Source organism: Labrys miyagiensis (assembly GCF_030160835.1).
Lineage (GTDB): Bacteria > Pseudomonadota > Alphaproteobacteria > Rhizobiales > Labraceae > Labrys > Labrys miyagiensis.
On the sequence record NZ_BSPC01000017.1, the window covers coordinates 33,435 to 52,059 of the forward strand.

Here is an 18,625-nt window from a genome sequence, read left to right on the forward strand (position 1 = left end):
CTATGAACGATCTTGCCGGCCTGGAAAGCAGTATTCTCAGCGACATCAATGCCGCTGCCGACGAGTCGGCGCTGGAGGCGGTGCGTGTCGCGGCGCTTGGCAAGAAGGGTTCGATCTCCGAGCGTCTGGCCGGTCTCGGCAAGATGGCGCCCGAGGAGCGCAAGGCGGCCGGTGCTGCCATCAACGCCGTCAAGGATCGCGTCACCGCCGCGCTGGCCGAGCGCAAGAGCGTGCTGAAGGCTGCCGCCCTGGAGGCCCGCCTGCAGGCCGAGGCCGTCGACGTCACACTGCCGGCGCGCGAGAGCGGCACCGAGATCGGCCGCCTGCATCCGATCAGCCAGGTCATCGACGAGATCACCACGATCTTCGCCGACATGGGCTTTGCCGTCGCCGAGGGGCCTGACATCGAGACCGACGACTACAATTTCACCATGCTGAACTTCCCCGTCGGCCATCCGGCACGCGAGATGCACGATACCTTCTTCTTCGCCCCCGATGAGAAGGGCGAGCGCAAGGTGCTGCGTACGCATACGAGCCCGGTGCAGGTGCGCACCATGCTCAGCCAGAAGCCGCCGATCCGCGTGGTCATTCCCGGCCGCACCTATCGCAACGACTCCGACCAGACACACACGCCGATGTTCCACCAGGTCGAGGGTCTGGTCATCGACAAGACCAGCACGGTCGGCAACATGAAGTGGGTGCTTGAGGAGTTCTGCCGCGCCTTCTTCGAGGTGCCCTCGGTGAAGATGCGTTTCCGCCCTTCCTTCTTCCCCTTCACCGAGCCGTCGATGGAAGTCGACATCCAGTGCTCGCGCAAGGGCGGCGAGATCCGCTTCGGCGAGGGCGAGGACTGGCTGGAGATCCTGGGCTGCGGCATGGTGCATCCCAACGTGCTCCGAAATTGCGGCCTCGATCCCGACGAATATCAAGGCTTTGCCTGGGGCATGGGCATCGACCGCATCGCCATGCTGAAATATGGCATGCCGGACCTCAGGCCCTTCTTCGACGCCGATGTGCGCTGGCTCTCGCATTACGGCTTCCGGCCCTTCGACCTGCCGAGCCTGGCGGGCGGGTTGTCGACGTAATTTCCTGGGATCGCAGACTTCCAGCCTGCACCTTGGAACTCGGCACAGGGGAATGGGAAGAGCAGGCAAGACCTGCTCGTGGAACGGTCGTGCCCTCCGGCATGCAGATGCAGGCTGGAAGCCTGGGATCCCAGAGTTAACCTCTCGTTAACCCCTGATTCCCATTTTCCGCCGCCGGCCGCCGCGCCTGTGTTCTACTTGCTCAAGCCTGTTGCCGGGGGCTTGGGCAGGGGGGTATACCGGATTTTCGCCTAGGCACCCTGCGGGCCTCCCCTCCGCGGTTTCCAGACTGTCTCCAGATTCTCGGGTTCAATGGCAAAGCTTTTTCACAACACCGTCGATCCGCAATCCCGTTTCATTCGCCTCGTGCTGAGTGAAATGGATGTCGCGACCGATCTGGTCGAAGAAAAGCCCTGGGAGCGCCGCGAGGCCTTCCTGCACATGAACCCGGCCGGCGTGCTGCCGGTGATGATCGACGCCACCGGCCTCACCGTGCCCGGCGCCTCGCCGATCGCCGAATATCTCGACGAGGCCTATGGCGATGCCCTCGGCGAGCAGCGCCTGTTGCCGCGCGACTCGCGCGCCCGCGTGGAGACACGCCGGCTGATCGAGTGGTTCAACGTCAAGTTTAACGCCGAGGTGAGTGAATATCTCGTCACCGAGAAGATCCTGAAGCGTTTCCTGCCGGTGGGCGAGGGCGGTTCTTCGCCGGATACGGCCGCGATCCGTGCCGCCAAGTCGAATGTGCGCTATCATCTGCGCTATGTCGGCTATCTGGTACGGCGACGGAACTGGCTGGCGGGCGATCGGCTCTCCTATGCCGATTTCGTCGCGGCGGCGCATCTTTCCATCGTGGACTATCTTGGCGACGTGCCCTGGGACGAGGACAGCGCGGCCAAGGAGTGGTATGCGCGCCTCAAATCCCGCCCGTCCTTCCGTCCGCTTCTGGCCGAGACCATTCGCGGCACGCCGCCCTCCTCGACCTATGCGGACCTGGATTTTTAGTTTCCCGGGAGCGCGGACGTCCCCGTCCGCTCTTGGGAACGACACGCTTGCGGTAGAGGAAGAGCGGATCGTCCGACACTCTTGGAGTGTCGTAGGGACATCCGCGCTCCCAGCGACGCCATGACCTCCCTCAAATCCCAGCTCCTCGCCCGCGCCCATGCCGAAGGCTTCGATGTCGTCCGCGTCACCACGCCCGACGCCATTCCCCAGGCACCCGAGCGCCTGAAAACCTTCCTCGACCAGGGCTGCCACGGCGAGATGGGCTGGATGCATGATCGCGCCGACCAGCGTGGCGCCCCGCTTGCACTCTGGCCGGAGGTGCGCAGCATCATCATGCTCGGCATGAATTATGGCCCGGACAGCGATCCCATGGCGGGCCTCGCCGATCCGTCCTCGGCGCTGATCTCGGTCTATGCCCAGGGCGATGATTATCACGACGTCATCAAGAAGAAGCTCAAGGGTCTCGGTCGCTGGTGGGGCGAGGCGACGGGCCTGCCGCTCAAGGTGTTCGTCGACACCGCGCCGGTGATGGAAAAGCCTCTGGCCGCCGCCGCGGGACTGGGCTGGCAGGGCAAGCACACCAATCTCGTCAGCCGCAGCTTCGGCTCCTGGCTCTTCCTCGGCTCCATCTTCACGGCGGCCGAGGTCGAACCCGATGAGCCCGAGCGCGACCATTGCGGCTCCTGCCGCGCCTGCCTCGATGTCTGCCCGACGGCGGCCTTTCCAGCGCCCTACCAACTCGATGCCAGGCGCTGCATCTCCTATCTCACCATCGAGAACAAGGGACCGATCCCGGCCGAGTTCCGGCCGGCGATCGGCAACCGCATCTATGGCTGCGACGATTGCCTCGCCGTCTGCCCCTGGAACAAGTTCGCCGTTGCCGGGCACGAACGGAAGCTGATGGCCCGCGAGGGACTGCGGCAACCGAGACTGGCGGAGCTGGCGCGGCTCGACGATGCCGCCTTCCGGACGCTGTTCGCAAGAAACCCGGTGAAGCGCATCGGGCGCGACCGTTTCATCCGCAACGTGTTGATCGCCATCGGCAATTCCGGCGACACCGACCTGGTTGGCGAGGCCGAGGCCTTGCTGGAGGACAATTCGGCGCTGGTGCGCGCCATGGCGGTGTGGGCGCTCTCCCGTCTTGCGCCGCAGCGGCTCGCCACCCATCTGGACAGGCGCCAGGGTGAGAGCGATGCCGACGTGCTCGGCGAATGGCGGCGGGCCGGCCTTGCGGCACAGGAGCCTTTCCTCTTATGACACTGCCGTCACAATGTGCACGCCATCACCTTGACGCCACAGGCGTTCGCCAATAGCCATGCAGACGGGGTAAGCAAGGAGCAGGCGATGATCCACAAAGGTGGCGCGCGACGGACGAATTGCGGGCCCAGGCCGGCGGGGCGGCTCAGCGAGGCGGCCCAGTTCTTCAGGAGCTGGACCGAAAAGCCCATGCAGCTGGGTTCGGTGACGCCATCGAGCCGCATCCTTTCCAAGGTCATGGCCAGCCATGTAGATCCGGCCTCCGAGGGGCCGGTGGTCGAGATCGGACCGGGTACCGGGCCGATCACCCAGGCCCTTGTCGAGCATGGCATCGCTGAGGAACGCCTCGTCCTGGTGGAATACAGCCCGGAATTTTGCGATCTTCTGGCCCGGCGTTTCCCCAAGGCGCAGATCGTGCAGGGCGATGCCTACGCCCTCGCCAGGACACTCGACGGCAAGCTCGACGGCAAAGCCGCGGCGATGGTCTGCGGCCTGCCGCTGATGACCCGGCCCGAGGCCCAGCGTCTCGACCTCCTGGCGCAGGCCTTCACCCTGATGCAGCCCGGCGCGCCCTTCGTGCAATTCACCTATGCCTTGACTTCGCCGATTCCGACGCGCGATGCCTTCTTCACCTGGAAGGGCTCGCCGCGGATCTGGCGCAATGTCCCGCCGGCGCGGGTGTGGACCTACACGCAGCTTTCGAGGAACTGACTTGCGAGGAATGGACTTTGCCAGGAACTGACTTGGATACGAAGGACCGCCTGATCTGCGCCCTGGATGTCGACAGCGTGGCCAAGGCCGAGGCCCTGGTGATACGGCTTGGCGACAGCGTGACGTTCTACAAGGTGGGCTACCAACTCGTCTTCAATGGCGGCCTGCCCTTCGCCCAGGATCTCGCCCGCTCCGGCAAGAAGATCTTCCTCGACATGAAACTGCACGACATCGGCAACACCGTCAGCAAGGGTGTGGAGGCGATCGCTCGCATGGGCATGACCTTTCTCACCGTGCACGCCTTCCCGCAGACGATGAAGGCGGCGGTGGAAGGGGCCCGCGGCTCGGACCTCAAGATCCTCAGCGTCACGGTGATGACCTCCTATGACGATGCCGACCTTGTCGAGGCCGGCTACCGCCAGAGCGTGAGCGAACTCGTCTCCCAGCGCGTGGCACAGGCGATGGCGCTCGGCGTGCCCGGCCTGATCCTATCGCCGGAAGAGGCCGCCACCACGCGCAACCGCGTCGGCGATACCATGCTCTTGGTAACGCCGGGCGTGCGTCCGGCGGGTTCCGACAGCGGCGACCAGAAGCGGATCATGACGCCCGGCGATGCGATCCGCGCGGGGGCGGACCATCTGGTGGTGGGTCGTCCGATTGTTGCTGCTGCTGATCCAAGGGCGGTGGCGGAAGCTATCCAGGCGGAGATCGCTGGGAGCGCGGGCGTCCCTGCGACACTCAAGTGAGTGTCGGACGATCCGCTCTTGAACCGCCTGCCAAATGTAGAAAGGGCGCCACCGTTCCCCACGGCCGCGCCTCTTTTGTAAACGTCGCGCTTCCAAGAGCGGACAAGATGTCCGCGCTCCCGGATCAATCCTTGGCGCGTTCCACGTAGGAGCCGTCTTCCGTCATGACTACCACGCGGGTGCCCGCGGAGATGTGGGGCGGCACGGTGGTGCGCTGGCCGTTGGAGAGGGTGGCGGGCTTGTAGGAGGAGGAGGCCGTCTGGCCCTTGGTGACCGGTTCGGTTTCCGTCACTTCCAGCACCACGCGGGCGGGCAGTTCGATGGCAACCGGCACGCCGTTATAGAGGCTGATCTGGCATTCCATGCTTTCGGCGAGATAGACCGACTGGTCGCCGATCACATCGGCCGGCACGGAAACCTGCTCATAGCTCTCCATGTTCATGAAGGCGAAGCCGTGGGCGTCTTCGTAGAGATAGGTGTAAGGCTTGGTTTCGATGAAGGCGCGCTCGACCTGCTCGGTGGTGCGGTAGCGCTGCACCGTCTTCACGCCATCCGAGAGACGACGCATGTCGATCTGGGTGGTGGGCGTGCCCTTGCCCGGAAAGAAGCTTTCGGCCTTGAGCACGACGAGAAGCTGGTTGTCGATCTCGACGACATTGCCCTTGCGAATCTGGCTGGCGATAACCTTCACGATATTGTCCTGAACCTTGAGAATGCGTGGCGCCTCATACACCGCCGCAGCCAGGAGCGAAAGCGTTGCCGCGAAAATAACGCCGTTCAGGCCGGGTTTTCCGGGATGAGCCAGCCCTTGTAGCGCACGATCAACCCCAGCAGCGGGTTGATGATCTCGACTTGGAAGTGGAAGCAGCCGTCTTCCTCGCTCTCGAAGCTGTTGCCGCCGGGCGCCAGGAAGCGAGGCAGGGGCAGGCCGAGGACGTTCCAGTTGCGCACCACCAGATGCAGTTTTTCGTCCTCGACCACGAGGGCGAGCCCGAAGCCGAACGGACCGAAGCGCTCCTCGACCAGCCCTGCCGAGCGGCCCTTGCCCGGCACCTGCAGGCTTGAGAAGCGCCGGCCGCCGAAATCGCGCTGCCAGAACTCGCCCTTGCCTTTCGGCGTGAAGGTGACGGAGACGGGAATGTCGTCGGTTTCGGGCGGGAAGCCAACGAGCCTGGCGACAAGACGCGCCAGCAGCCCTTGCCGCGTTCCACGCACGCGCGCCCGCGTACGCGCAAGACACCGTCGCCAAGGGCGTGCATGGCCCGAAGGCTCGGCGGCAGGGCGTCATAGGCTTCGCCCAGGACCCGCTGGTAGAGCGGCCGGCCGGCGAGGGCGGTCTCGTCGCGCGTGCCATGGACGAAGGTCCGGCCGCTGAAGACCTGGTAGTAGTCGGCGAGACTCAGGGCCCCGGTGGCTGGCCGGGCGCCGGGCTTGCTCCTCTCGCCGGCAAGGCGCTTGCGGATGAGCGCCTCGATCGCCATCGAGGGGATATAGGGGCCGTCATCACCCTCGGCGTTGAGATGCCAGGAGCGCCGGACCCTGGCGCCACCCTGGCCGTGACCCTCGATCTCCACGAACATGCCGCCGCGATGCGCGCCCCAGCGCAGGATGCGGTTGGCGTGATAGAGCAGCGGGGCAAGCGGCAGCAGCGACGGCAGGAGTTTGGCGCGCACCAGCAGGCTGAGGCCGATCAGCGCCCGATGCAGGATCTCCGGCCGCGGCCCGGCGCCGACCCAGACCGTCGCCGTTTCGGGTCTGGCATCCGCCAGGAGCTGGAGATCGGGCACCTCCATCAGCGAGAACAGCGTATTCGGCAGCGGCAGCCGGCCGGGTGGGGCGATGGTGTAGCGCATCGTCTCGGTGAGCGGATGGGCCAGCGCTGCCTGACCGTTGCGCCGTACGCGCACGGCCTGCCCGGCATAGGAGGAGATGGCGCGGATGACGTTTTCGCCCACCACGGCGTGCGGGGAGGGGGCTATGCCGGCCCGGATGGCGGTAAGGCGCACGCCGTCGCGGGTGAGGTGCTGCACAACAGCGGCCGTCAGCACCGGAAAGCTGCTGACGCCGGAGAGCGCGGTCACGCCTCTCTCCTTCGCCGCCGCATCGTAGCGGCTGATGCCGCGCACGAAGGCCGCGCCGTCGGAGAAGTCGAGATAGTCGGCGCCATGGGTGATCGCTGCCTCGACCAGCCGATAGGGTGCGCTGCCATAGGCCTGGAAGGGACCACTGGCATCAACGACGATATCCGGCTCGAGAACCTCCAACTGTGGGGCGAGTGAGCCGTCGCGGTCGAAGGCGGCAGCGACCAGCGAGGCCTTGCCGATACGGCTCGCGCAGAAGAGTTGTGCCTTTTCGAGCGAGCGGCCGGCCACCAGGATGGTCAGGCGTTCCTCATCCGCCAGCAATTCGACCAGCCGACCGCCGAAAACGCCATAGCCGCCGACGATGAGGAGGCGCAGGGACGGTTCGGAAGGGGACATCGATTGCCTGTGTGACGAGAATGCTGCAATCCATAGTTGGATAGCGCTTTCCGAGGCAGTCACTAAATCGTCGCGGGATTGGAGTGGCGGTCACCGACCGGCATCTTCCTCTTCGATAAACGCAGCGGTTCGAGGTTTGGCAGTCGGAGACTGCCACTCCAAATCGGCCTCTGCACTTGCATCCGCCCCGCTCGCCCGCCATAAGCGCTCGACACTTTCGGGAATTTTCCTGCCATACGGAATCGAGAACCATGACGAAGTTCGTGGAGCGTGTCTTTTCGGGCGTTCAGCCGACGGGCAACCTGCATCTGGGCAATTATCTCGGCGCCATCCAGCGCTTCGTCGAGATGCAGAAGAACTACAACTGCATCTACTGCGTCGTGGACCAGCACGCCATCACCGTCTGGCAGGATCCCAAGGGGCTGCAGAACGCCATCCGCGAGGTCACCGCGGCCTTCATCGCGTCGGGCATCGACCCCAAGGCCCATATCGTGTTCAACCAGAGCCAGGTCGCCGAGCATGCCGAGCTTGCCTGGGTGTTCAACTGCGTGGCGCGCATGGGCTGGCTCAACCGTATGACGCAGTTCAAGGAGAAGGCGGGCAAGGACAAGGAGGCGGCCTCCGTCGGCCTGTTCGCCTATCCGGCGCTGATGGCCGCCGACATCCTGGTCTACCGCGCCACCCATGTGCCGGTCGGAGAAGACCAGAAGCAGCATCTGGAGCTGTCGCGCGACATCGCCACCAAGTTCAACAACGACTTTGCCGAGTCGATCGCCTCCCATGGCTTCGAGGAGGGCTTCTTCCCGCTGCCCGAGCCCCTGATCCAGGGCGCGGCGACGCGCGTGATGAGCCTGCGCGACGGCACCAAGAAGATGTCGAAGTCGGATCCGTCCGATCTGTCGCGCATCAACATGACCGATGATGCCGACACCATCGCCTCCAAGATCCGCAAGGCCCGCACCGATCCCGAGCCGCTGCCGAGCGAGGAGGAGGGCCTCAAGGGCCGCGCCGAGGCGGACAATCTGGTGGCGATCTTCTCGGCGCTGTCGGGCAGGCTGGTGGCCGACGTCCTCGGCGAGTTCGGCGGCGGCCAGTTCTCGACCTTCAAGACCGCGCTGGCCGATCTCACAGTGGCCAAGCTCTCGCCGATCACCGCCGAGATGAAGCGCCTGATGGCCGACCCCGCTCATATCGACGCGGTGCTCGCCGACGGCTCGGCCCGGGCGCGAACCATCGCGGCGCCGATCATGAATTCGGTGAAGGACATTGTCGGCTTCATCCGGGCGAAGTGAAGCGAATCGAGCGGACGCCGGCAACCGGGAGACTGTCATGCTGAAGATCTGGGGGCGGGTGAACTCGTCCAATGTGAGGAAGGTGCTCTGGTGCGCCGAGGAACTGGGTCTCGCCTATGAACGGATCGAGGCAGGCGGCGCCCACGGCGTCGTCAATGATCCAGCCTATCGGGCACTCAATCCGAACGGCCTGGTGCCGTGCCTTGATGAAGACGGTTTCGTGCTGTGGGAATCCAACGCCATTGTGCGCTATCTGGCCGCCCGCCATGGAGTGGGAACGTTGTGGCCACAGGATGCGCAGGTGCGCGCTGCCGCCGACAAGTGGATGGACTGGACCACGGCTTCCTTTGCCCCGCATTACCGCGACGTCTTCTGGAACCTGGTACGCCGTTCGCCGCAGGAGCAGGTGGCGGCGGAAATCTCCCGTGGCCTCGACGGCTGTGGCCGTCTCCTCGCCATCGTCGACAAGACCCTGGCGAGCCAGCCTTTCCTGTCGGGCGACCAACTTGGCATCGGCGACATTCCGCTCGGTTGCAGCATCTATGGCTGGTTCACCATGCCGATCGAGCGGCCTGATCTGCCGCATCTCGCCGCCTGGTATCAGCGCCTGACCGAGCGCCCCGCCTTTCGCAAAGGTGTGATGACGCCGCTGACATAGGGAACAGCTTTGGCTGCCCCGCGTTGATGCTGCAATCCGGGTGCACGGGCGTCTCGCTCGTTCTTCCTTATTGCAGGTATACCGGTTTCAAGAACGGGCAAGATGCCTGTGCACCCGGAGTAGCCCGCGCATCTTTTGAGGGCGAGCATGCTTTCCAACGTCATCACCCTGCTGATCGGCTTCATCATCATCGGCCTCGTTTCTTGGCTGCTGATCTACCTGATCGAGCGCCTGCCGATGGATGGCCGCTTCAAGAACATCCTGCGCATCCTGGTGATCGTGGTGGCGATCCTCATGGTCGTCGAACGACTGATCGTGTTCTTCGAGCCAGTGCGGACATTGTAAGCTTCGTGCGATATGATATGATCCTATATCATTTAATAATATAGGATCATATCATGGCCAGAAGCTTCACGCTTGGGGAGCACTTTGAGCATTTCATCGATGCTCAGCTTGAGGAAGGGCGTTTCAACAACGCCAGTGAAATCGTCCGCGCCGGCTTGCGTCTGCTCGAAGAGCAGACGCAACTTCACCAATTGCGAGTGAGCGACATCAAGCGCTCGATCGAGGAAAGTCGCAGCAACGGCGAGACGGTTCCGGCGGACGTCGTCTTCGACAAGATCGAAGCCAAGCTCAAGGGTATGGCGCGCTAAATGAGTTGCGCGTTTTCAGAGTTGGCTGAAAGCGATTTGCTGGAAATTGCCCTGCACATCGCCTCCGATAGCCCGATGCGAGCATTGAGTTTCGTTGCCGATATAAGACGGCATTGTTTTTCGCTGGCCAAGAATCCGGGTTTATACCGGCTTCGAGAAGAATACGGTTCCGGCGTTCGTGTCGCGGTCCACGGCAACTATCTGATTTTCTACGCTGAGAGACGGTCAGGAGAGGTTGTCATCGAACGTGTGCTGCACGGTGCCCGGCACCTTGACTGGGTCCAGATCTGACATATTCAGGATAACCCTGAAAAACGCGCCGGATCGCTTGCCTTTCCCCACGGCAAATTGCATGGTCTTCGCCCTTTTTCCACCGTATGTGGGGCACCGGCCCGACCTGCGGTTCGCTATGCCAGGACGCTTTCCATGAAGGTTACGCTCGAACGGACCGCCCTTCTCAAATCGCTGGGCCATGTTCATCGCGTCGTCGAGCGGCGCAATACCATTCCGATCCTTTCCAACGTGCTGATCCAGGCGCAGGGCGCCAGCCTCCTGCTGAAGGCGACCGACCTCGATCTCGAAGTGGTGGAATCCTCGCCCGCCGACGTCATCATGGATGGCGCCACCACTGTGCCTGCCCATACGCTCTACGACATCGTGCGCAAGCTCCCCGATGGGGCTCAGGTGTCGCTCGAAGGCGGCGGGGAGGCGACGCAGCTCATCGTGCGCTCCGGCCGGTCGCGCTTTACCCTGCAGACACTGCCGCCCTCCGATTTCCCGGATCTCGCCGCCGGCGAATTCCCGCACAGCTTCCAGCTCAAGGCGGCGGATCTGCGCAAGCTGATCGAGAAGACGCAATTCGCGATCTCCACCGAGGAGACGCGGTATTACCTTAACGGCATCTATCTCCACACGCTGGAGGTCGAGGGCGAGAACCGCATCCGCGCCGTGGCGACCGACGGCCACCGCCTCGCCCGTGTCGAGCTCATTGCGCCCGAAGGCGCCAACGGCATGCCGGGGGTAATCCTGCCGCGCAAGGCGGTGGGCGAGATCCAGAAGCTGATGGAAGACGCCGAGGCGCTGGTCTCGGTGGAACTCTCGCAGGCGAAGGTGCGCTTCACCATCGGCCCGGTGGTGCTGACCTCCAAGCTGATCGACGGCACCTTCCCCGACTATGCCCGCGTCATCCCCACCGGCAACGACAAGTCGCTGATCGTCGAGCGCACCGATTTCACCGCCGCCGTGGACCGCGTCTCGACCATCTCCTCCGAGCGTGGCCGCGCCGTGAAGCTGTCGCTGAACGATGGCCGTCTCGTGCTCACGGTCACCAATCCGGATTCCGGCACGGCAACGGAGGAGATCGAGGTCGATTATGATGCTGGTCCGCTCGATATCGGCTTCAACTCGCGCTACCTCCTCGATATCGCCGCCCAGCTCGATGGCGACACGGCGCTCTTGAAATTCGCCGATCCGGGATCACCGACCCTGGTGCAGGACCGCGAAGGCGCTGCCGCGCTCTATGTGCTGATGCCAATGCGGGTTTGACCGGGAGCGCGGACATCTTGCCCGCTCTTGGAAACGACGCGTTCTACGATAAAGGAAGAGCGGACAAGATGTCCGCGCTCCCAGGATGACCTCGCCCCGCATCACCCGCCTGATCCTCACCCATTTCCGCTCCTATCCGCGGCTGGATCTTGCCGTGGATGCCAGCATGGTGGTGCTCACCGGCCAGAACGGCGCGGGCAAGACCAATGTGCTCGAGGCGATCTCCATGCTCACACAGGGCAAGGGCCTGCGCCGGGCCGAGCTCGAGGATATGGCGAGCGAGGAAGGCCCCGGCAGCTTCGCCGTCGCCGCCGAGGTCGACGGTGCTCTTGGCCCCGTGCATCTGGGTACCGGTATCGAGGGGCCCGAGAGCGGCCCGCGCAAATATCGCGTCGATCGCCAGCCCGTTTCCTCCGCCACAGCCTTCGCCGATCATCTCCGCCTCGTCTGGCTGACGCCCTCGATGGACGGGTTGTTCTCGGGCTCGGCGGGCGAGCGCCGGCGCTTTCTCGACCGTCTCGTGCTGGCCGTCGATGCCGGCCATGGCACGCGCGTCAACGCCCTGGAGCGGGCGCTGCGCTCGCGCAATCGCCTGTTGGAAGAACCCAGCCCCGATCAGCGCTGGCTCGATGCCGCCGAGCATGAGGTGGCCGACCTCGCCATCGCCGTCGCCGCCTCCCGCGCCGATACGGTGCGCCGCCTTGCCGGCCTGATCGAGGAGGAGATCGATCCTTCTTCGCCCTTCCCGCATGCCCGCATCGCCCTGGACGGGGCGATCGAGAACGCCGTGCTGGACGAACCGGCCCTGGCGGTGGAGGAGCGCTACCGCCAGACCCTGCGCGATGGCCGCCTGCGCGATCGCGCCGCGGGGCGCACCCTGGAGGGGCCACACCTCACAGATCTCCTCGTCGTGCACGGCCCCAAGGGCGTCGCCGCGGATCGTGCTTCCACCGGGGAACAGAAGGCGCTGCTGCTTGGCCTGGTGCTGGCGCATGCCAGGCTAGTGGCGCGCCTCGCCGGCATGGCGCCGATCGTGCTGCTCGACGAAGTCGCCGCCCATCTCGACCCCAGCCGCCGGGCGGCGCTGTATGACCGGCTGGAGAGTTTTGGGGCTCAGGTCTGGCTGACTGGCGCGGATCCGGGAGCCTTCGAGGCGATCGCGGATCGGGCGGCGGTGTACAAGGTCACGCCGGGGCGGGTGGAGCGGTAGGGAGCGTTCCTGGGACCACAGGCGTCTCGCCTGCCTCTTCCCGTCCTACGAACACTGCGCTTCCAAGATGCAGGCGAGACGCCTGCGGTCCCAGGAACGCCTATGCCGTCAGCGCTTTAACAACATCGCCAAATGCGCTCACCAGCCTCGCGACATCCGCCTCTCCCGTCGCCGGCGAAACCAGCATCATGTTGTGGAACGGCGCGATCAGCACGCCGCGATTGAGCAGGCCGAGATGCACCGCCGCCTCCAATTCATGGATATGCGTTGCCTCGGCCTCGGTGCCGTTCTTCAAGGGCTTCGGCGCGAAGATGAATTCCACGCGCGCGCCCACCCGCGCCACATGCCAGGGCAGCCTCGCCGTCTCGATCACCGCCGACAGGCCCTGCTGCAGGATCCCGGCCAGGCGCTCCATATGGGCATAGGCCTCGTCCGTCATCACACGCGTCAGTGTTGCATGCATGGTGGCGAGCACCAGGGCATTGGCCGAGAGCGTGGTGCCCATGCCGGAATGGCCCGGCGGCAGCGTGGCGCGCACGGCGTCGAGCCTTTGCGCGACTTCCTCCGTGAAGCCCCAGACCGATGCGGGGATGCCACCGGCGATCGGCTTGCCGAGCACGAAGAGGTCGGGCTCCAGACCGTACCGTCTCGTGTAGCCGCCGGGGCCGGTCGAGATCGTATGGGTCTCGTCGACAAGCAGGAGCGTGCCCGCAGCTTTCGTCAACTGGCGAAGGGCCTCGTGAAAGCCGGGCTCCGGCAGCACCATGGACGAGTTTGTGAGCACCGGCTCGGTGATCACGCAGGCGATCTCCCTGCTCGCCAGGGCCTGTTCCAGCGCGGGGATGTCGTTGAACTCCACCACCACGGTGTTGAGGGTAGGGTCGTTGGCCTGCCCGATCAGGCCGGGCCGCGGCACGGGCATGCCAACGACAAGCCGCACGAAGGTTTCGTCCACGGTGCCGTGATAGCAGCCGTTGAAGACCAGGATCTTGCCGCGGCCGGTGACGGCACGGGCGACGCGCAGGGCGTAGCGGTTGGCGTCGGTGGCGGTGGCGGCGACCTGCCAATGCGGCAGGCCGAAGCGCTGGCGCAGCAGGGACCCGATCTCGGCCGCCTTGGGTGTCGGCAGCATATAGGTGATGCCGATGCCGGCCTGGGCGGCGATGGCCTTCGCCACCGACTCGGGCGAATGGCCGAACATCGAGCCGGTGTCGCCGAGGCAGAAATCGGAGAGGCTGTTGCCGTCGATATCGGTGAGAGTGGCGCCCCGTGCCTCGGCCACCAGCATGGCGAAGGGCATCGGCCAGTCGCGCATCCAATGCATGGGGACGCCCTGGTAGAAGCCCTGGGCGAGATCGCCAGCCATGGCCTGGGAACGCGGGCGGGCGGTGGCGTAATGGGCGCTCTCGGCTTCGAAGAAGGAGCTGATACGGGTGGCGTCGATGCCGGCGAGGAGGGGAGAGGGCATGGATGCTGGAATCCGGGGGGCGGGTCTTCAGACCCGGCTCTTGGAAGCGCTACAATGGCAGGATGTGGTGGTTCAGGCGGGTCTGAAGACCCGCCCCCAGGTTCACACATACCCCCGGCGTTTCACCTCCGCCCAGGCCTGGTTCAGCGTCTTCTTCGCCTTGCTGATCAGCTCGTCCACTTCCTCATGGCTGATCACCAAAGGCGGGGCGATGATCATGGTGTCGCGCGTGGCGCGCATCACCAAGCCGTTCTGGAAGGAGTAGTCGCGGGTGATCAGGCCGACCGTACCCGTCTCCACCGGCCAGGAGGCGCGGGCTTGCTTGTTGGGCGTCAGCTCGAGTGCGCCGACAAGGCCGACCATGCGCGCCTCGCCCACTATCGGGTGGTCGCCCAGCGCCAGCCATTGCTTCTGCATATACGGACCGATGTCGGTCTTCACGCGCTCGACGATCTTCTCGTCGCGCAGGATCTTGATGTTCGCGATGGCTGCCGCGGCCGCCGCCGGATGGCCGGAATAGGTGTAGCCATGGTTGAAATCGCCGGCATTGGCGATTACTTGCGCGACCTTCTCGTTCACCATCACGCCGCCGATCGGCAGGTAGCCCGAGGAGATGCCCTTGGCCATGGACATGATGTCGGGCTCATAGCCGAAATATTCGCAGCCGAACCACTCGCCCAAGCGCCCGAAGCCGCAGATCACCTCGTCGGAGACGAGCAGGATGTCGCGTTCGCGGCAGATGCGCTGGATCTCCTGCCAATAGGTCGACGGCGGAATCACCACGCCACCAGCGCCCTGGATCGGCTCAGCGATGAAGGCGGCGATGGTGTCGGCGCCGAGCTCGTCGATTTTGCGCTCCAATTCGCGTGCCGCCCACAGGCCGAACTCTTCGGGGCTCTGGTCGCCGCCCTCGCCATACCAGTAAGGCTGGGCGATATGGACGATACCGGGGATCGGCAGGCCGCCCTGCGCATGCATCGGCTTCATGCCGCCGAGCGAGGCGCCGCCCATAGTGGAGCCGTGATAGCCGTTCTTGCGGGCGATGATGGTCGACTTGCCCGGTCTGTCCTGCGCCGCCCAGTAATGGCGCACCATGCGGATGATGGTGTCGTTGGATTCGGAGCCCGACCCGGTGAAGAACACGCGCTGGAACTGCGGCGGCGTCACCTCGGCCAGCAGGCGCGAGAGTTCGATAGCCGGCAAATGGGTCGTCTTGAAGAAGGTGTTGTAGAAGGGCAGCTCGCGCATCTGCTGCGCCACCGCTTCGATGATCTCCTCTCGGCCATAGCCGATATTGACGTTCCACAGGCCCGACATGCCGTCGATGATCTTGTTGCCCTCGGAATCCCACAGATGCACGCCCAACGCCTTGACGATGACGCGCGCACCCTCGGCATTGAGGCCCTTGGTGTCGGTGAAAGGATGCATGTGATGCGCAGCGTCGATGGCGCGCAGTTGCAACGTCGTCAGGTTGGTCTGATGCAGGCTCATGATCCAGGCTTTCGGGAAAATTTGTGATCCCAATTTTGTGATCACAAATCCTGGAAGTCAAGTCCTGGATGGCGAACAGGGCTCTGAACTCGGGTTAACAAGAGTTGGGGGCGGATCGGTTCGTCATTCCGGCTGGAGCGCAGCGACATGCCGGAATCCATGAACACAGACCTCAAAGGACAGTGTTCATGGATTCCGGGTCTTCCTTCGGTCGCCCGGAATGACGATGTCCCGACCCTTGTTAACCCGAATTCGAAGCTCTGTGGCGGGGCCTGACTTACCCGCCGGTTGCGCCTTGCAAAGCGCCTGCAATCTCTGCTCCATTCGCCGGGCGACACAGGGAGCCGAAACCATGGCCTTTGATCTTCTCATCACCAATGCTGTCCTGCCCGATGGACGTAGCGGGCAGGCCATCGCCGTCAGCGGCGAGCGCATCCTGGCCATTGGCCCCGATATCGCGGGCGAGGCGGGACAGACCATCGATGCCGGCGGCCAGCTGGTTGCGCCCCCCTTCGTCGACTGCCATTTCCATATGGACGCCACTCTGTCGCTCGGCCTGCCCCGGCTCAACCAGTCCGGCACTCTCCTGGAGGGCATCGCGCTCTGGGGCGAACTCAAGCCCATGCTCACCCACGAGGCGGTGATCGAGCGGGCCCTGCGCTATTGCGATCTTGCCGTCAGCCAGGGCCTTCTGGCCGTGCGCAGCCATGTCGATGTCTGCGACGACCGGCTTCTTGCCGTCGAAGCGCTCCTCGAAGTCAAGCGGCTGGTGAAGCCCTATCTCGACCTCCAGCTCGTTGCCTTCCCGCAGGACGGCTATTTTCGCTCGCCCACCGCGGCGCGAAACCTGGAGAGGGCGCTCGATCTCGGTGTCGACGTGGTCGGCGGCATTCCGCATTTCGAGCGCACGATGGAAGAGGGCGCTGCCTCTGTGAAGGCGCTCTGCGCCATCGCGGCCAGGCGGGGCCTGATGATAGACCTCCATTGCGACGAGAGCGACGACCCCCTCTCGCGCCACATCGAGGTGCTGGCCGCTGAAACGCACCGCCTCGGGCTGGGCGGCCGGGCCGCAGGCTCGCATCTCACCTCGATGCATTCGATGGATTCCTACTACGTCTCCAAGCTGCTGCCGCTGATCAGGGAATCCGGCCTTTTCGCCATCGCCAACCCTTTGATCAACATCACCTTGCAGGGCCGGCACGATACCTATCCCAAGCGGCGTGGCCTGATGCGCATTCCCGAGATGCGCGCGCTCGGCATTCCCGTCGCGCTCGGCCAGGATTGCGTGATGGATCCCTGGTACGGCCTCGGCGGCGCCGACATGCTCGACGTCGCCCACATGGCCGTCCATGCCGTGCCGATGACGAGCAGGGAGGCGATTCGCTGGGCCTTCGAGGCGGTCACCTCCGTGCCCGCCGCGGTGATGGGGCTCCAGGATTATGGGTTGGCCAAGGGTTGCAACGCCGATCTCGTGCTGCTGCAGGCCCGTGACACCATCGAGGCCGTGCGTATGCGGGCAACCAGGCTGGCCGTCATCCGCCGAGGCAAGGTGATCGCGCGGACGCCGCCCCGTCAGGCCACGCTCGACCTGCCCGGTCGGCCGGCAAGCCTCGATCCATCCAGTTACGCACCGAAGACAGCCGAGTGAGCAAAATGCGGGCAAGTCCATGGCATGCCCAATTGCGATGCGGTTTTCTCATTTGACCATCTGGACAGCGCCAGAAAGGAGCGCCACACTCGACGAAACGGAACCTTCGAAGGTTCCGCGCCTGCAAAATAATGATCGTCATCCGGTTTCGATTTCCAAAGGCATCAGGGCAGAGGGGGCACGACATGTCAGATCAACGCGACGGCCGAAACGAGAGCAGGAACGAGGCGGGCGAGGGCCTCTCCCGCCGGCACTTCGTCCAGATCGGCACTCTCGGACTGCTCGCCGCCGGCCTGCCGCTGCCGGGCCTGGCGGCCGAGAAGAAGCTCAAGGTCGCGGCCATCTTCGCAACGCCGATCGAGGAACCCTGGGATCACCAGATTCACGTCGCCCTGCTCAAGGCGCAGAAGGAACTCGGTATCGAGTACAAGTTCTCCGAAAAGGTCGAGGCCGCCGATTTCAGCCGGGTGATGCGCGAATATGCGCAGGGCGGCTACCAGCTCGTGCTCGGCGATGCCTTCGCTGCCGAGCGGGAATCGCGCAAGACCGCCAAGCAGTTTCCGAAGACGGCCTTCCTGTTCGGTTCCGGCGCCGGCCCGGCAGAACCCAATTTCGGCGTCTTCGACAACTGGATCCACGAGCCTGCGTATCTCTCCGGCCTGATTGCCGGCAAGATGACCAAGTCCAATACCGTCGGTGCCGTGGCGGCGATGGGCATTCCCGAAGTCAACCGTCTCGTCAACGCCTTCTTCGCCGGCGCTAAGGAAGCCAATCCGGCCATCAAGAAGAAGGTGACCTTCATCGGCTCCTTCTTCGATCCACCCAAGGCCAAGGAAGCCGCCATCGCGCAGATCGATGCCGGCGTCGATGTCATCTATGCCGAACGTTTTGGCGTGATCGACGCGGCCAAGGAGAAGAAGATCTACGCCATTTCCAACATGTCCGACCAGGCGGATCAGGGCCCCGATACCGTCATCACCGGCCCGGTCTGGGACATGTATCCCACCGTCGAACAGGCCATCAAGGTGGTGCGCGCCGGTGTGTTCACGGCGCAGGACTATGGCGACTTTTCGCGCATGGCCAAGGGCGGATCCACCCTGGCGCCCTACCACAAGTTCGACACGCTCCTTCCGGCTGAGGTGAAGGATCTGGTGGAGAAGAAAAAGGCGGAAATCCTCGACGGCAATTTCCGTGTCGACGTGGACGAGAACACGCCGGTCTCGGATTGAGGCGGCAGGAGGCAGTAAGGGGCCTGCCTCGCCCGCTTTGCGGCTGTCGAATTCACCCGTCTGAGTGTTATCAGTATAGGGCGCGGCTCATCCTTCCCCGACTGCGGGGAAGGTGGCGCGTAGCGCCGGAAGGGGGAGAGCGACGCG

The 18,625-nt window shown here is 64.5% G+C and carries 18 protein-coding genes and 1 pseudogene; 14 read left to right on the forward strand and 5 right to left on the reverse strand.

Translation table 11 applies throughout. From position 1 onward, the window contains the following. Positions 1 to 2 precede the first annotated feature (2 nt). The 5 genes from pheS (at position 3) to pyrF (ending at position 4,804) form a co-directional block, all read left to right on the forward strand. Positions 3 to 1,085, forward strand: a complete 1,083-nt coding sequence (gene pheS, locus QQL24_RS10465) for a phenylalanine--tRNA ligase subunit alpha (protein ID WP_284311929.1) — start codon at positions 3 to 5, stop codon at positions 1,083 to 1,085. Positions 1,086 to 1,397: 312 nt separating this feature from the next. Beyond that, positions 1,398 to 2,090, forward strand: coding sequence for a glutathione S-transferase family protein (locus QQL24_RS10470; RefSeq protein ID WP_284311930.1), 693 nt, complete (start codon positions 1,398 to 1,400; stop codon positions 2,088 to 2,090). Positions 2,091 to 2,210: 120 nt separating this feature from the next. Next, positions 2,211 to 3,347 (forward strand): tRNA epoxyqueuosine(34) reductase QueG, encoded by a 1,137-nt coding sequence (gene queG, locus QQL24_RS10475; protein ID WP_284311931.1) that lies wholly within the window; start codon positions 2,211 to 2,213, stop codon positions 3,345 to 3,347. Positions 3,348 to 3,434: 87 nt separating this feature from the next. Then, complete coding sequence (locus QQL24_RS10480; protein ID WP_284311932.1) at positions 3,435 to 4,058, forward strand: class I SAM-dependent methyltransferase; 624 nt, start codon at positions 3,435 to 3,437, stop codon at positions 4,056 to 4,058. 17 nt (positions 4,059 to 4,075) lie between these two features. Further along, positions 4,076 to 4,804: an orotidine-5'-phosphate decarboxylase gene (gene pyrF / locus QQL24_RS10485; RefSeq protein WP_284311933.1), complete on the forward strand. Its 729-nt coding sequence runs from the start codon at positions 4,076 to 4,078 to the stop codon at positions 4,802 to 4,804. A gap of 124 nt (positions 4,805 to 4,928) precedes the next feature. Here pyrF and efp read toward each other — a convergent pair whose 3' ends face one another. The 3 genes and pseudogenes from efp to QQL24_RS36425 all read right to left on the reverse strand — a co-directional run. Beyond that, on the reverse strand, positions 4,929 to 5,498 hold the full coding sequence (efp, locus tag QQL24_RS10490) for an elongation factor P (RefSeq protein WP_284311969.1): 570 nt from the start codon (positions 5,496 to 5,498) through the stop codon (positions 4,929 to 4,931). 83 nt (positions 5,499 to 5,581) lie between these two features. Next, positions 5,582 to 6,019, reverse strand: coding sequence for a DUF4166 domain-containing protein (locus tag QQL24_RS36420; protein WP_348536443.1), 438 nt, complete (start codon positions 6,017 to 6,019; stop codon positions 5,582 to 5,584). A 914-nt stretch (positions 6,020 to 6,933) separates the two neighbouring features. After that, positions 6,934 to 7,284 (reverse strand): annotated as a pseudogene (locus tag QQL24_RS36425) (saccharopine dehydrogenase NADP-binding domain-containing protein); the annotation flags it as partial. Between the two features lie 251 nt (positions 7,285 to 7,535). On the opposite strand from QQL24_RS36425, the gene trpS reads away from it, so the two are divergent. The 7 genes from trpS to recF all read left to right on the forward strand — a co-directional run bounded on the left by trpS (position 7,536) and on the right by recF (position 12,642). Next, positions 7,536 to 8,576 (forward strand): tryptophan--tRNA ligase, encoded by a 1,041-nt coding sequence (gene trpS / locus QQL24_RS10500; RefSeq protein ID WP_284311934.1) that lies wholly within the window; start codon positions 7,536 to 7,538, stop codon positions 8,574 to 8,576. A 37-nt stretch (positions 8,577 to 8,613) separates the two neighbouring features. After that, positions 8,614 to 9,234, forward strand: coding sequence for a glutathione S-transferase family protein (locus QQL24_RS10505; RefSeq protein WP_284311935.1), 621 nt, complete (start codon positions 8,614 to 8,616; stop codon positions 9,232 to 9,234). Positions 9,235 to 9,381: 147 nt separating this feature from the next. Further along, positions 9,382 to 9,579 carry a hypothetical protein gene (locus tag QQL24_RS10510; protein ID WP_284311936.1) on the forward strand — a complete coding sequence of 66 codons (198 nt, stop codon included), beginning with the start codon at positions 9,382 to 9,384 and terminating at the stop codon, positions 9,577 to 9,579. 53 nt (positions 9,580 to 9,632) lie between these two features. Beyond that, a complete protein-coding gene (locus QQL24_RS10515) occupies positions 9,633 to 9,887 on the forward strand; it encodes a type II toxin-antitoxin system ParD family antitoxin (protein ID WP_284311937.1) in 255 nt (84 codons plus the stop codon). Continuing rightward, positions 9,888 to 10,178 (forward strand): type II toxin-antitoxin system RelE/ParE family toxin, encoded by a 291-nt coding sequence (locus QQL24_RS10520; protein ID WP_284311938.1) that lies wholly within the window; start codon positions 9,888 to 9,890, stop codon positions 10,176 to 10,178. A gap of 135 nt (positions 10,179 to 10,313) precedes the next feature. Further along, a complete protein-coding gene (dnaN, locus tag QQL24_RS10525) occupies positions 10,314 to 11,432 on the forward strand; it encodes a DNA polymerase III subunit beta (protein WP_284311939.1) in 1,119 nt (372 codons plus the stop codon). Positions 11,433 to 11,517: 85 nt separating this feature from the next. Beyond that, entirely contained in the window at positions 11,518 to 12,642 is a 1,125-nt protein-coding gene (gene recF / locus QQL24_RS10530) for a DNA replication/repair protein RecF (protein ID WP_284311940.1), read from the forward strand. 100 nt (positions 12,643 to 12,742) lie between these two features. Here the strand turns inward: recF and QQL24_RS10535 are convergent, their stop codons facing one another. Together QQL24_RS10535 and QQL24_RS10540 are read right to left on the reverse strand one after the other, a co-directional pair. Next, positions 12,743 to 14,110, reverse strand: coding sequence for an aspartate aminotransferase family protein (locus QQL24_RS10535; protein ID WP_284311941.1), 1,368 nt, complete (start codon positions 14,108 to 14,110; stop codon positions 12,743 to 12,745). A gap of 102 nt (positions 14,111 to 14,212) precedes the next feature. Next, positions 14,213 to 15,601 carry an aspartate aminotransferase family protein gene (locus tag QQL24_RS10540; protein ID WP_284311942.1) on the reverse strand — a complete coding sequence of 463 codons (1,389 nt, stop codon included), beginning with the start codon at positions 15,599 to 15,601 and terminating at the stop codon, positions 14,213 to 14,215. Between the two features lie 352 nt (positions 15,602 to 15,953). Here QQL24_RS10540 and QQL24_RS10545 point away from each other — a divergent pair, with 352 nt between their 5' ends. Then, positions 15,954 to 17,249: an amidohydrolase family protein gene (locus tag QQL24_RS10545; RefSeq protein ID WP_284311943.1), complete on the forward strand. Its 1,296-nt coding sequence runs from the start codon at positions 15,954 to 15,956 to the stop codon at positions 17,247 to 17,249. Between the two features lie 185 nt (positions 17,250 to 17,434). Then, positions 17,435 to 18,478 (forward strand): BMP family protein, encoded by a 1,044-nt coding sequence (locus tag QQL24_RS10550; protein WP_284311944.1) that lies wholly within the window; start codon positions 17,435 to 17,437, stop codon positions 18,476 to 18,478. The last annotated feature ends 147 nt before the right edge of the window (positions 18,479 to 18,625 follow it).